Origin of the sequence: Taibaiella soli (assembly GCF_003236175.1) — a bacterium.
Lineage (GTDB): Bacteria > Bacteroidota > Bacteroidia > Chitinophagales > Chitinophagaceae > QKTW01.
Genome location: NZ_QKTW01000002.1, coordinates 171,021 through 187,084 on the forward strand (window position 1 = coordinate 171,021; position 16,064 = coordinate 187,084).

A 16,064-nucleotide genomic window follows, 5' to 3' on the forward strand; every position below is an offset into this window, starting at 1 on the left:
AATTTGATTCACCATTCACCACTCACCACATTGCCATCGTTCACTACATTTGTCATGCTGAGCGTAGTCGAAGCATTGTGCGTTGCCCATCGTTTCCGCGGGCTGCCTGCTTCGTCGACATGACCATGTGGTTATACAAATTTGATTCACCATTCACCACTCACCATTCACCACACTACCATCGTTCACTACATTTGTCATGCTGCGCGTAGTCGAAGCATTGTGCGTTGCCCTTCGTCTCCGCGGGTTGTCTCCTTCGTCGACATGACCATGTGGTTATACAAATTTGATTCACCATTCACCATTCACGATTCACCGCTCACCACATTACCATCGTTCACTCGATATCTCCACCAGCGCTAAAGTACCTTTTACTTTGCCATTTTTATCCGTTTGCTCCGTCAAGGTAAAAGTGATCGTATAATTGTGTGTTCTGTTCATGTGTTCAATCCTTTTTTTCAGGTTCGAAAGCCCCAGCGACTCGTGTTGCGGATCAATGTGACTTGTGTTGTTTGACAGCCCTACGCCATTATCTTCGATCTCTATAAACAGTGATTTGTCTTTTTCATGCACCTTAACCGTTACCAGATTTGAGGTTGATTGTTTCGGCAGCAAACCGTGACGTATCGCGTTTTCCACCAGCGGCTGAATCAGCAATGGCGGGATGAATACATTGTCCAGGTCAAGATCCGGATCTACATCTACGATATAGTTTACAAACTCGTCGAAACGCAGTTTTTCCAATTTCAGATAGTTGACAACCAGGTTTAGCTCCTGTTCCAGCGAAATCGTGTCTTTCGTTACGTTCTGCATGTTTTGGCGGATCAGCCTTGAGAAGGTAACAAAGTATTCATCGGCCTTGTTCTGTTGGTTTTTAAACAGGTTCTGAATATTATTGAGCGTGTTGAAAATGAAGTGCGGATTCATCAGCGCATTGAGTGCTTTAAATTCCATCCGCTGGTATTTCATTTCCGCGTCGTATGCTCTTTGCTTTTTGCGTAGCAGATTACGTGCAAAAGAAAGTGTGATCCACCAGATGAGTGCTACCGCTGCAACGATAACCGTTAGTATAAACCACCAGGTTGCCCAGAATGGCTTCAGAATCGTAAGCTGAAACGTTGCGATGTCGGAATACACGTCAGACAAGGCTTTGGCACGGATGCGGATATTGTAGGTGCCGTAGTGTGACAGGTAAAGGTGGATGTTTGATTCATCGATTACGTGCCATTCATTGCTGCTGTCCTGCGAAATGGAATACTGGCATTGCAGATCGCCACCGCTGTAGGAGAGCGGCATGTAAGAAACCTGCACATCTCCGGTTTCACTGTACGGAATACTGATGGCATTCTGATTCGCTGCATAGAAGTGTTGCTTCGTCTGCAATGAAATAAAATAAACAACAGGTTTGATCAGTGGATTGAACAGACGTTTGCTGTCAAAGCGGGTAATGGTGCCGTTTTTAAAGAAATAACATACACCGGAATCTGCACAGATATATTCTGCCTGGGGTGGCAGAAAACGGGAGGCTACTGTCTGAATGCTGAATCCGCTTTTCTGGCCAGGCTGGGTGAGCGCTACCATGTAGTATTTATCGCTCGAGCTGATTACAATATGTGTACCGTCGATCTGGTAAAAATCATCGAGAATACTATTTGGGTTGATGGTTGTATCTGTGATTAGCTTTTTCTGTTGGTTGAGATGCGCAATCAGCAGTGTGTTGTTGTGCTTATAACCAATGATAAAACCATTCAGGAATGTGAATTTTCTCAGACCGATAGCGCCAAATTGCGGCTGCACGATCATTTTATCTTTGTCCAGTTTGTAAAGACTGTCTACAGTTGAGAACCAAACATCCCCGGCTGCGTCTTTTGCCCAGCCAAACAGCCTGTCATGTTTTCCCTGCTCCGCTTTCAATAAGCGTACCTGCTGGCAGTTTTGGGTTTCCATGGATGTTTTGGGAATGTACAGAATGTCCATGTACGCCTTTATGTAAATGGCATCTTTCGTTACGGCAATGTTTTTATAAGACCCGGAAAATGTAAATGGCAGGGCACGGGCAACATGTGCTTTGCCTGTTTGTAACTGGTCAAAGACTATATTGTCCCAGGATGTAAAATGATAAAAATGCAGACTGTCGTCCAGATAGGAAACATACGGGACTGCGCGGTTTTCTATTGCTCTTCGTCTTGTGCCGGTCATAGATATTCGCTGTTCCGGCATGAAATCAATATTGTAAATGTCAAACGAAGGGTGGTTTTTTATAAACTCGTCTTTATATTGAAACGCATCATGTAGTTTCCGGACGGTATCGTGTATCAGCGTATAAATATTCCCGTTTTCGGTAGTGAAATAAAGCTGATGATTGACAACGTGTGCATACCGGACACGGCCTTTCTCAGGATTGTTGAAGATGCCGAAATGCCGGTCGCCAGCTGCCATGCAGAATATACCCGCATTAGTGGTGGTGATCCAGTAATTACCAACGGTGTCTTTAGTGATAGAAGAAACCTCGCTGTTTCTAAAAAGAATGGTATCGCCGGGAAAAACAAAGAGGCCTCTGGAAGTGCCCATCATGACCCTGTTAAACGCGTTGTCTTCTAATACAGAGAAAACTTTCAGGCTGTCATGTCTGGGAATATGGCAAATGGGACTGTCATTGTGGTAAATTTCGTTTCCCGATATCAGATATCTCTGGCCATTACTGATAAAACCTGCCCAGAAATCCGTCATGGGTGTGGTGGCTGTTTTGCCGGCAGTATCCCAGATAACGCCCGTACTGTCGTAGTAAACATGGTACTTTGCCGGAGCTAGTTTTACAATCTGTTTGAGCCTTCTGGTATCTCGCTTGAATGGCGTTATATTGAGCGTAGTGATCCGTTCATTGTTGATATTCAGGAAATAATTAGATCCTGAAAAGCAGATGGTGACCGTGCCGTCATACTCGTTGTAAATGCTCGAGATCATGGCGTAGTTGACCGGGAGCTTTAAAAATGGTGTATTCGCAGCGGTATGAATGATACCATCTTTATAATAACAGAGGCTGCCGTTGAACGTAGACATCCAGAGCCGGTGATACTTGTCTTCGCAGAAGCCGAAGATTTCATTGTCCGGTAATCCGTCGGCAGTGGAAAATTTTTCGAAGCGCACACCGTTGTACCGGGCAATGCCTTTGTCGGAGCCAAACCAGAGTATGCCTCTGCTGTCTTTGAAAACGTAATAAATGGTGTTGGAAGGGAGCCCGTCAGCTGCGGTATAGTTTCGCATCGGGTACGACTGCGCGCCACCTTGCTGTACGGTGAAAAAAAACAGAAATAATAATAGATAGAGTAGCCGGTCGAGCTTAAGCGACATGCCACTCCTTCGTTTTTAGAAACTCCAGTAAATCCTGATAACGTCTTCTGCCCACGGGGATTTGTACCTTGTTTTTCAGAGATACGTACCAAAGATCGTCTTCTTTCAAGATTTTGTCAATAAAAGTGCAGTTTACAAGGAATGATTTATGCGTCCGGAAGAAAAGGTCGGAAGGAAATATCTCCTGATACTCAGCCACGGATTGCGATACGATGATGTTTTTTTCTACGTTGTCTTTATAAAAAACAACTTTTGAATAGCTGCGCATGGCTTCCACATAGACGATTTTCCGGAACGAAACGATCTCCACATCGCGGTTGTCACGCAGTACAATCTGTTGCTCTCCCGCAGGCGATTTCATTGTTTTCTGCATCTGGCCGAAAGCGATATTGGAATTGGCCTTATACTCCAGATATTCAAACTTTTCTGCCAATTTTTCGATGGCCTTTTTCAGGTCTTCGATATCGATCGGTTTCAGGATATAATCGATTGCATTCAGCTTAAAGGCACGGATCGCGTACTCATCGTAAGCAGTTACAAAAATGACTTCGAAAGGGAATGGTGCGATACGGTTCAGGAACTGGAAGCCGTTTTCGTTGGGCATGTCGATATCCATAAACACAACCTGAGGTTCCGTTCTGGATATCAGCGCTTCTGCTTCGCGTGTGTTATGGGCCACGCCTACAATCTCTGCATGCACGTCCGGGAGCGCCTGTAAAGCACTTTTCAGATTTTCGCAGGCGGTTTTTTCGTCATCAACGATAAGGGCTTTGAAGTGAAATGGCTTCATTTGCTAAAACTAATATGGATCGGTCGTTTTTATAAATATACATTGCCCGCTGCAATTTTCCGTTCCCGGCGGAAAGCCGGAATGGGCTGGAAAAACTGCGGCCGGGAAAGGCTTCTTTCAGAATGTAATGTTACGCCGTTCACCACGATTCTCCTGCACCGATGGTAAACAATGTCAGCCGCTGGTAAAAAAAATTAGAAAATGTTACCAACTCTTTAAATACTTGCATACGTCTTCTAGAAGTATACAACCGATAGCAGCATTTGTTACTATACATAGTCAAAAACTGCCTATTAAACCTTTAAAGAATGAGTATGAAAAAACTTTCATTACCTTATCTACTAACGGCCCTTTTATTTGCGTTCCTGTTGCCCGCTACGGTGAAGGCAACGCACTGCGCCGGTGGAGAACTTACTTATGCATGGCTTCACGACTCCACTTATCAGTTCACCCTCCATTTTTACCGTGATTGTTCCGGTTCGCCGGGCGCTGGTCCGTTCCCGCTTTGTTACTACAATGCGCAAGGCCAGAGTTTTTCTGCGGGCAACATGGCACAGGTGGGTCAGCCGGTGGAGGTATCTACCAGCTGTCCGGGTTATTCTACTACCTGTAGCACACCGGCAGGGGTGTATCCTGGCTATCAGGAGTACATTTATACCGCAACGGTAATACTGCCGTCCAAATCACAATGGACGTTCTATACTTACCTGGGCAACCGTAATACTTCGATCAATACCACCAATCAGCCTTATTTCTACATTGATTGTATGCTTGATAATCTGAATGCGCAGGGACAGTCGTCTCCGTATTTCTCGGTTCGTCCGGTACCTTATATGTGTATCAATCAGCCTTATTCTTATAATAATGGCGCCATTGATCCGAACAATGATTCGCTGGCGTATGAGATGATTGCGCCGAGAGAGATTTTAAATATCTCCTGTAACTCTAATCCGGGAGCCAACAGTATTTTGCTGGCTAATTTTAATCTGACGAATAATCCTTTCCCTACCGGCAATACGTTTGTGCTTTCTCCCACACTCGGACAGATGTCATTTACACCGAGCCAGGCAGGTGCCAGCACGGTTACCATAAAGGTGAAAAAATATAGAAATGGATTGCTTATTGGTACGGTGCTGCGCGATATTCAGCTGGTAGTATTGGGCAACTGTAATGCAGTACAACCGACACTCAGCACTATTTCAAGTACGGTGACAGGCGCCATCACAGATACGCTGGGACGTCTTCTGGGCTGCGCCGGACAACCGCTCCATTTCTGTTTTGATTCCAAATCAAGCGACACTAGCGCCCGTCTGGTTGTATCCAGCAACAATGCAGTCATCGCACCGGGATCAACACTTACTTATAATAATACTTATGCAGACTCTGTCAACACTTGTTTTGACTGGACGCCGGGCATTTTAGATACAGGTGTAAGAAACCTGATCGTTACTGTAAAAGATTCTGCCTGCCATAATCCTGGATTGCTGATGCAGCAAGCCTTCGTAATTCCTATTTACATTGCGCCGATCACGCAGATTTTGAAAGACACTACTATTTGTCCGTACGATTCCGTAAAACTTACAGCTGTGGGTGGATCTTCGTTTACATGGACTGTTTTACCCGGCGGATCTTCGTTGTCAACACTGAGCTGTACTAACTGTAAGAGTCCGGTGGCACGCCCGACAATGACGACACAGTACGTGGTGACTTCAAACAACCTGAGCTATTGTAACCGAAATAAAGATACCGTAACCATCACTGTAGTGACACCTGCAAACATTTCTGCAGGGCCTGATACCACAACCTGTATTAATAATTCGCTGCAGCTGAATATTAATCTGGTACCAAGTCCGGGTACGACGTATAATGTAAAATGGACGCCGTCGACTTATCTGGATAACGACTCCATTCCGAATCCGGTAACGACACCGAAGAACGATATGGTATACTATGTAAAAGTAGCACCAAACGGCCTGAGCGCTTGTGCTTCGTACGATACAATCAGTGTACGTGTGCTGCAGGGATATAAGCTGTACACACCTGATACTGCAATTTGTGCGGGCAGTACGCTGAACGTAAATCTGCTTGGGGATAACCGCTATAATTACAACTGGACACCAAACAACGGTGTGAGCAGCACAACTGATATGGCGCCGTCTATCACGCCTGATACTTCACACCTTTATACTGTGACTGCATCTTATCCTGGTTGCCGCGACAGTGTTTCAAAATTCTTCCTGGATCTGCAACCGATACCAACAGTATATGCTGGTCCTGATCAGACACTGTGTTACGGTGATACGATGACGCTGCGCTGGACAACCGTTTCTCCGTCTTCATATCCTAATTATATCTACGACTGGAACCCTGGTGGCGCATTGAACGATCCTGCTAAAATGTTCCCGCTGTTTACTGCTTATGCAGATGCAACGCTGACATTCACCGCAAGCACACCGGCAGGTTGTAAAGCTTCCGACGATATTAAACTGACTGTAAAACGACCAAAATTCATGACTGTGTCTGCAGATACATTGCTTTGTCCTGGTGATACTGCACAGCTGCATGTGACCGGTGATGCGGTATCCGTAATATGGAATCCAAAATCTTATATCAGCAACGATACTAGTTTTGATCCGACGGTTTATCCGACTGCAACTACAGACTACACTGTTGTGGGACGCGATAAAGATAATTGCGCTGATACGCTGGATGTAAACGTTACAGTGAAACCAATGGCGGTGATTAATCTGCCGGATTCAACAACGATCTTCCCTGGTGAATCTTATCAGATGGATCCCGGAGGTAACTGTTTATACTTCTCCTGGTTCCCGCCACTTGGCCTTTCTGCAACTAATATTCCGAACCCGCTTGCACTGCCTTCCGTAAATACGCGCTACTTCGTGAAAGGTACTACAGAGTATGGTTGTATCGTAAATGATTCAATTGATGTGTTTGTATCGCCAGAATCTTTTATAGATGTACCCAACGCTTTTGCCCCTGGCACCGGTCCTAATAATAAGATCATGCCAGTGCACAGAGGAAACGTAACACTGAAGTCTTTCATTATCTACAACCGCTGGGGTTCGAAGATGTTTGAAACAAACAGACTGGACGATGGATGGGATGGACGTTTTAATGGTCAGACACAACCGATGGGTGTATATGTTTACATGGTGGAAGCTGTAACACCTACCGGCAAAAGATTTTACAAACAAGGAAATATAACGTTGTTACGGTAGGCTCCTGCCGTAGCAACCCAAAACAAAAAACAAAACATAACAATGCCCGTCATCGGAGTGCTGCCCAGGCAATCCCGATTTCAACAAACCGTTTTTCATTCAACTTAAAGGAGACCAACTATGACCTTTAATTCTAGACTTATTACAAAGCTTCTGCTCTGCTTTGCATTTCTCTTCTGTGCCTTTGGCGTGGATAAAGCGCTGGCCTCTCACTTTGCTGCGGCTGACATGTATGTAACCTACATTGGTACTGGCCCTACAGATCTCAAGTACAAAGTGACGCTGGACGTCTACAAGGCTTGTGAGCAAGGCAACTCTGATCTCTACTATCCGGAGTACATCAGTTATCAATCCAATAAACTGGGCGTACTCGTTCAGCAGATTGTGGTGGATACAGTAGGTACTGGTCACCGTAGTGATACACTCGATCAGCTGTGTCCGAACTTCGCACCGATCAACTCCTGCCGTGTGCCCACGTCTATTTTTCCGGGTTTCGTAATGGCAGAGTACACGACGATCATTACTTTGCCGGATAGCAGCGATGACTGGGAAATCATCTGGACGGATGGTAGCCGTAACTCGGGTATTGCGAATCTTTGCGGCGCGGGTGGTATGAATATCACTATCCGTGTGGGCATCAACAACGCCTTCCGCTATAACAATAGTTCTCCGCGTTTTACGGTAAAACCAATTCCATATCTCTGCCAAAACCAACAGGCAGCGTTCTTCAACGGTCCGGTAGATCCGAACGGCGACTCGCTGCGTATAGAAAATAAACAACCTGAGGGTTGCCTCGGTTATCCAAACCCAACAAGCACTTGTCCTTGTGGACCGAATTCGGAAATTCCTTATCAGGGCGTTTATACGCTGGCGAATCCTGTTAACTCTACCAATGGTTATACCGTGAGTCCAACCAGTGGTGTGGCAAGTTTTATTCCACCTTTGACTGGTAAGTATGTAATGGCATTCCGTTGTTACGAGTATGATCGTACTACGGGAACAAGGCTTGGTTATATCACACGTGACGTACAGGTTTCCGTACTGGCTTGTAACTCGCCGGCCCCGGCCATCGATAGTATTCCATCGAATGTGGTCGGTGGAAAATTCAGCTCCACTTCGGGTAACGTAATACTTGGTTGTCCGGGTGCGAATTTCGGTTTTGATATGCAGGCGCATTCACAGTCTGCTACCAACACGGTTAGTTTATATGCTGATACCTCAGGCACTCCGGGTGCACAGTTTACTGTAACTAATAATGGTACAGGCAACCCGATTGGTCACTTCTCCTGGACGCCAACCAACAATGATATCGGCGATCATGTTTTCATTATCCAGGCCGTTGACTCTACTTGTACCAACCAACAGCCGATCGTATTCCGTAGCTACATGGTAGTACTCATCAAGGTCATTACCGGTGTAGACGCAGGACCTGATAAATTTGGTTATTGCGCACTCAATAATAAACCGATTCAATTAGAAGCTTCCGCTGGTATTTCCGGTCTTTCTTATGTTTGGACAGACATCTATGGTGGTCCGGCAATAGGCCTTAATAACCCGAATATTTACAATCCGCAGGCAATCGTGCATGCAACCACATCTTACAGGGTAGCGGTGATCAACAATCAACTGCCGGCCAACTGTAAGCAGATGGATACAATGACGATTCACGTGGATAGTTCCAATACCGTAACAATTAGTCCAGGTACGCCTGTGATCATGTGTCGCCCGGGCTATCAGCCATTCGAATTAAAAACTTCAGGCCCGAACCCACTGAGAAATCTGAGTTGTGGTACACTGGATACGGTAGGATGTATACATCCCGATTCATCAGATGTTGTTCCTGATGGCCTGCCACCGACAGCCAATCTGAACAATAGTAACACTACGCCATTCTACGGATACTATAATACAGCTAAACACCAATACCTGCTGCGCAAAGCAGACTTATTGTTCAGTGGTATTCACTCTGCCACACTGAAAAGCATAGCTTTCAAACTGAAACCAACTGCTTCCGGTCCGGCAACAGTCAACAACCTGAAAATTGCATTGAAATGTACAGGTGCATCAAGCGTGAGCGCAACAACAGGTATGCTTTCTGGTACCACACCGGTATACACGGCAACGGGTCCTGTAACGGTTCAGGCATCTGCAAACGGTTATGTGAAATTTGATTTCGATACGCCATACAGCTGGGATACAACACAGAACCTGATTGTAGAAGTTTGTTACGCAAACTCCAGCACGTTTACACCGATCTACACATACTATGTAAGCACGAGCTATCCGAGCACATTGCTGAACTATTACTATTCAGGTAATGTTTGCGGTAGCAACCCGACATTCTACGGTCCTAATGCTTATAACGAAATGCCACAAATGCGTTTCAACTATTGTGAAGCTGATACAGTTCCGTTTACTTTCACCTGGAGTCCTGGTACGTTCTTGTCCGATTCTACAGCCCGCAATACGGTAGCATATGTTCCGAAAAGCACGAGATATTATGTATCAACAGCAGGTCGCAGTGGTTGTAAAGTAGTTGACTCTGTAGATATCTATGTTCCGGTACACAACGTGATTACATGGCCAAAAGATACCGCAGTTTGTGTGGGTGAATCAGTAATCCTCCATGCACGCAACGGTCATACGTACCAATGGTTTGAAGACAAAAACTTCAATCCGGCAACGAGTCTGAGCTGTGATGATTGTGAAGATCCGCTTGCAACACCACCTGCAGATCGCGATTACTACCTTGTTACAACAGACAGCGTAAATTGTCGTGATACGTTTAAACTGCATGTAACTGCGAAACCATTGCCAAACGTCAACATTCTGAACAACGACACGATCATCAAATACGGACAAAGCGTTCAGCTCCTGGCTTCCGGCGCGTACCTCTACTACTGGTCACCGACAGCAAGTCTGAATAATCCGAGCGTCATTAATCCGATTGCTTCACCAACAGAGCCTACTGTTTATTATCTGACCGGTATTGCCAACAATGGTTGCCGCCAGATCGACAGTGTGAAAGTGAGCATTGACTATCGTGATCACCTGATGGTTCCATCGGCGTTCACTCCGAATGGCGACGGTCGCAACGATGTATTCAAAATCGTAAATCTCACATTCCAGAAAGTACTTGAGTTCCGCGTATTCAACCGCTGGGGTCAGGAAATCTTCAGCACTACAGATAATACCAAAGGCTGGGATGGTACCTGGAAAGGCGTGAATCAGGATATGGCTTCTTACAATTACATCATCCGCGTAGGTTATCCTGACGGTTATGTAGAAACTTACAAAGGCGATGTAACGCTGGTAAGATAAGCGTTAGATTAAGTCTTAAAACCGGCTGCTTTCGAAAGAAGGCAGCCGTTTTTTTTTGTCGCTAGCTTCTGGTCGCGAAATGCTTACGCTCGCTGTATTTTAAATAATCAAGAATTTTTTTTCGGAGAACGATTGCTCGTGTCGAGGCCATAGAACTACAATACGGATGATGCCTCAAAAAGCGACGAACCGTTTTCGGAATAATTTGCCAATCTAGTTTTGTTCATCTTCAAAATTTGATCTTAATTCGTGGTAGGATTTTAACAAAACCATAAGAATTTTCGATGCGTTTTTGATTTCAATCAAAGCAAATATTTAAAAGAATTTCCCCCCTTTCTTTTAAAAGGTCAGATGTTTTTCGACACTGACAATATTCAAACAAAAAAATAATTACACCGTGCAGGAGACTGTATGACTGTACTGTTGTTTTTGCAGTTAAATTTTTCACTGTTGCTACATCCGATGTAGCGACAACATGAGACGCGCTTTACCAAACCTCTAAAGTCTTTAAAACAGAGACCCGATGCGTCATGTCCTTACCTGCCTGGTAACCTTATTCATTGCATTGATGTTTGCTTCTGCTGCACGAGCCCAGGAAGAAGCGACCGGTGTTTATTATAGCAAACGCTATCTGGACCTAAATATCTGTTCGCTCAGTAAGTATCATAAACGACTGGAACGACAGCAGATAATGCTGCTCCATCAACTCAAAAAGGAAGAAGCAAAACTGCAGCGCAAACTAAAGCGTGCAGATTCGGCGGCCTATGCGCGTCTGCAAAATCAGCCTTTTACTTACGATTCTATAAGCAAGCTGTCTCGTGTAGATAGCAGTGCACTGATTACAAAAATCAGTCAGCGGCGTGATGCCGCTATAGACAGTCTGCAAGGCGTTTTAGGATTTATGCAAGACAAATCAGCACTACTTTCTGAAGGAGCGGTCAATAGCAGTCAATACAGCAGCGAATTACAATCCCTGCAGCAAAAAATCAATTATCGCAATTATCTCAACGAGCTCATCACACAGCGCATCAATAATCTGAAATCAATCGTAGGCAAAAACGATCTGAGCGTATTTAATGCACTTCAAAAGAATATACTGGTGGCTAAATCAAAAATGCAGATCTGGAAGCAGGTAGCGGACGATCCCAGTAAGGCTGAGGAAAAGGCGCTCGAATATCTACAAGGTTTTGATGGCTTTGATAAAACGCTTTCACAAAGCACGTCTGTTGGCAGTATGCAGTCAGGTATGAATGCCAGTGATCTCGAAAAAATGGGAATGCAAACCAAAGACCAGCTGAGTAAAGCCTTACAGCAAAAGTTTGGTAATAACATCGGTCAGGTGCAAAATATGATGGGCAGTCAGGTCGCTGAATGGCAAAACAAGGCCCATGATGTAACGAATAAGGTTAAAGAAACCAAACAACAGATAGCTGATGCCCAAAGCGGCTTAACTAAAGTAAAACCGGACCTCATTCATCCCGCAATAAAATTAAAGAACCCAATGCGTGGACTGCCATTCTGGAAACGATTAGAGAAGTCTTACAACTACGCAACATCGCGTGCTACTCCGGCTGGTCAACCCGCAATGCTGCAGGCGGCGGGTATGATCGGTTACAAACAAACGCCTAAAGTCAGTTATGGTATCGGTACTGCACTCAATGTCGGTATGGGCCAGGATTGGAACCACATCAAATTCACGTTCGAAGGGATCGGACTGCGTAGTTACGTGCAAGCTCAATTAGTTTTTGGTATTGCACTTTATGGCGGTTATGAGCGGACTTATAGACAGGCTGCCTTTACCGGACCGCGCACTATTTCGCCGCAAGAAACTTCACTCACTCCCAATAACCACAATACTGCAAAATACTACGAATCGGTGCTGCTTGGCATAGCTAAAACTTACAAAATGAACAGTAAATGGAATGGCCAGATACAGGTACTCTATGATGTATGGTGGCGGGACAAAGGACTGAATAGCCCGGTGGTGCTGCGTTTTGCAACGAGTTCGAAATAATTCACTAATCAAATAAAACAATACAAAACATGAAGAAAACTAAGTACCTAATGATTATCGCTCTTGGGGTTTGCCTTTACAAATCCTATGGGCAAGCCGCTATTCAAGTGCCGTGGCTTAACAATAATGTTGTTAATAAAGACGCACCTGCCGGAGATCTTATTCAAAAGAATTTATTTACAGGAATAGGCACCGTCAACATACCATTGTATTCGTACTCAAACTACAATATCTCAACTGGTGTGAGTTTGGAATATGCAACAGACGGCATTAAAGTCGACAGAATTTCATCAACAGTTGGTATTGGATGGGAACTTTTCACTGGTGGCGAAATAACCCGTCAAGTGGTCGGAGTTGAAGATGAAATAAATATTAATCATTGGTGCGGAACCGTGTTTTATGTGCCTTATTGGGAGCGACGTGGTTATTGGGTCAATAGCAAGGATACCGCTAAAACAGATAATGCGCCCGATATATTTTCTCTCAAATTATCTGACAGAAAAATCAATTTTCAGTTTTCAAAAACCGGAGAACTATTTACAATACCGAAGTCCAGTGTAAAAATCGAGAGATACGTTAATGGTAGTCTTTTATCAGGGCAACTTGATAGTACTACGGATTATACAGGTGATCTTACATTCAAAGTCACCGATGAAAGCGGCAATCAGTATTTCTTCAAAAAAGGCGATGTTGCTAATGATACGAATTCCGTCGATTTAAGCTTTGCATCTCTTCCGTCATGTCAGCAGATTTTTTTCCCTGCAGACAAATGGGTATTAGACAAGATTATCACCTATGACGGCCTTCAGATTGGATACTTCTATGATCAGATTTCATACACTGAGGTACAACATAAATCGCAGGTGCTGAGAGAAGTTAACAATGACTGGTCAAATGTAGAAGAGAAAATTATCAAGAACAGTTACACCGCGCAGCGGTTGACCAGGATAGAATACCCAAATAACATCAATGTTCAATTTTCGTACGATGTTAATTCGAGATGCGATTTAAAAAATTCGTTCAGATTGAAAGAGGTGCTGGTTACAGAGCGAACGCTGACGTATGGATTAGTTCCGCAAACCCAAAAATATGTTTTTAATCAAGCGTATTTCGTCTCTCCAGATTCCTCAATGTCGACACTTTTTAGCAGTTATGGTGAATATCCTATTTCTACCAATTGCAATCAATTTGATGACAAACGTTTTCGTCTCAAGCTAAAGTCGATCGACATGATTGCGCAAAGTCAATCCAGAAATCTTTTCAATTTTGAATATGCAGGGACCGATATCCCTCAAAGAGTTTGCGGAGGGCGTGATCTTTATGGGTATCCGAGTACAGCCGTGCCAATTCTTCAAACCTGCAATAATGGGACATTCAGTTTAATGGTGCCGGTACACCATTGGCCTGATGCTAGTCATTACGCCGGTATGAGTTTGGCTCCCGAGATAGCGACAAAGTTTATTCAAGCGGGCGCTCTTAAAAAGATCATCACGGGGTCCGGTGCCGAATACAAATTGGGTTACGGGCTTAATGCTGTTTCAATTTCCGGACTATCAGGCCTTAGGCTAGATACATTATCTGTTTACGATGGCTACAATCATGACAATGATCTTTACACAACTTTTACCTACGAAGGCCCCGAAGTTTTTGTTCCTGAAAAAGCGATCAACTACACATATTATCAAGAAGGGGGAGAATTTAATCAGCCGGGACATCCTTATTATTTGAATAACGTATGGAGCAGCAGTTCCTGCCTTGTGAATAATAGTCTTGACGGTGCTAACTATGGCTATAAAAAAGTAACAGAATGCAACTGGAACTCGAACGGGCAACAATTAAATAAAACAATTACACAGTTTTCCGGAAGTGGTGCCACAACAGCCGTCAATCAGGGCACGGACAACAATTTGATGGCACCGGCAAATGTCTTTAACGATAACAATTTTTATGTTGGGTTTAGTTTGCCTCCTTATTCAAATAAACAATACCTGCGTAGTTGGGGAATAGGATTACCTATCAGAAGAGAATATTATGACTATAATAATCAGTTGGTGAAAACGGAAGACCTTTCTTACACCGTAACTACTTTGCCAAAGCAGGATGTCAATTTCCGGGCAATTGTAAAGCTACCAAGCAAAAAGAAAAACACCGATGAGCCTCTGGAATTTTACCGTGACGTTTATTATCCCACGACAGGTCTTTCCTATCTCAATTCGATTTTAACAAGGAACTATACTACGGCTACAAGTTATTCAGAATCGAATGTTGCCTATGCCTATGACAGCCACAATAATCTTCAAAATACAATTTTACAAAACAGCCTTTCCCAAAATATCAAAGAGGTCAAATATTACAACTACAATTGGAATGGTAATACACCCAATCCCGGAACTGCAATTAACAAAATGAATCAGGATGGTATAGAAAAATTGATCTATACCGAGACGTGGAAAAGTAATATTGATCTTAGTGGATCTGGTCAATACTCTTTAATTAATTTGGCGACTCCTGCTTTCTCTGTAAATAACAATATTATCCGTCCCCAATACGAATATAGATTAGCAGTCTCCGATCCGTTGCCAAGCTCCATATATACCGGAAATAGTTCGCTTGACATGAACAGTTTGGCTTTAGGAAATACACCGGCAACGAACTTTATCAAAACGGGTGAAAATTCTCTGTTTGACGACAAGGGAAATGTTTTGGAAACAAAGGAGCCGAGATCTAATTTATATTCTGCATCAATATGGGATAATGAAGCAGGTTTCAAATTGGCGGCGGTAAAAAATGCACGTTACAATGAAATTGCCTATTGTGGTTTTGAGTCCAACTATATCCCGGGAACTGATTATCGTAAAGGCAACTGGGATTTTAATATTTCAGGGCTAGCCGGCCAATCTGCCATGTTAGGTAGAGGTTCTTTTCAATTAGGCGCCGGAGGACTTTGGACTACAACAAACTTAACCATCGGCAAGCGTTATGTTGTCTCATTCTGGGTATATCAAGGAGGCTCAGCAGACGCGAATGATGGCGTAACACCATTGAACATTCAACCTTCCGGTGTCTCTTATAACGGATGGAATCTGTATGAAAAGGAATTTACGGCGCAGTCTGCAGGCATAGGTGTCTGGGGTAGTGGATATATAGATGAGGTTCGTCTTTATCCCGCCAATAGTCAGATGATCAACTATAATTTCCTGCCGTTGATCGGTAAAACTGCTGTCGTTGATCCCAATGACAGGATAACTACTTATGAGCACGATGGTTTTGGTCGGGAAACATTAATTCGTGATCAAAACAGGAATATTCTCAACAAGGTCGTTAATGCCGAAAAAGGAAATGATTAATT

General features: G+C 43.9%; 6 protein-coding genes. 4 read left to right on the top strand and 2 right to left on the bottom strand.

Features of this window, described 5'->3' with window-relative positions; genetic code table 11:
- Nucleotides 1-327 precede the first annotated feature (327 nt).
- The gene (locus DN068_RS01010; RefSeq protein WP_110997013.1) at nucleotides 328-3,351 is read right to left on the bottom strand and encodes a sensor histidine kinase; all 3,024 of its coding nucleotides are present in this window, start codon (nucleotides 3,349-3,351) and stop codon (nucleotides 328-330) included.
- Complete coding sequence (locus DN068_RS01015; protein ID WP_110997014.1) at nucleotides 3,341-4,141, bottom strand: LytR/AlgR family response regulator transcription factor; 801 nt, start codon at nucleotides 4,139-4,141, stop codon at nucleotides 3,341-3,343. Before DN068_RS01015 ends, DN068_RS01010 begins: the two co-directional genes overlap by 11 nt.
- Before the next feature lie 314 nt (nucleotides 4,142-4,455).
- Here DN068_RS01015 and DN068_RS01020 point away from each other — a divergent pair, with 314 nt between their 5' ends.
- The 4 genes from DN068_RS01020 to DN068_RS01035 all read left to right on the top strand — a co-directional run bounded on the left by DN068_RS01020 (nucleotide 4,456) and on the right by DN068_RS01035 (nucleotide 16,062).
- Entirely contained in the window at nucleotides 4,456-7,380 is a 2,925-nt protein-coding gene (locus tag DN068_RS01020; protein WP_165836241.1) for a T9SS type B sorting domain-containing protein, read from the top strand.
- A 120-nt stretch (nucleotides 7,381-7,500) separates the two neighbouring features.
- A complete protein-coding gene (locus DN068_RS01025) occupies nucleotides 7,501-10,701 on the top strand; it encodes a T9SS type B sorting domain-containing protein (RefSeq protein WP_110997016.1) in 3,201 nt (1,066 codons plus the stop codon).
- A gap of 523 nt (nucleotides 10,702-11,224) precedes the next feature.
- The gene (locus DN068_RS01030; protein WP_123985185.1) at nucleotides 11,225-12,715 is read left to right on the top strand and encodes a hypothetical protein; all 1,491 of its coding nucleotides are present in this window, start codon (nucleotides 11,225-11,227) and stop codon (nucleotides 12,713-12,715) included.
- A gap of 29 nt (nucleotides 12,716-12,744) precedes the next feature.
- Nucleotides 12,745-16,062 (top strand): hypothetical protein, encoded by a 3,318-nt coding sequence (locus DN068_RS01035; protein ID WP_123985186.1) that lies wholly within the window; start codon nucleotides 12,745-12,747, stop codon nucleotides 16,060-16,062.
- Nucleotides 16,063-16,064: the final 2 nt, after the last annotated feature.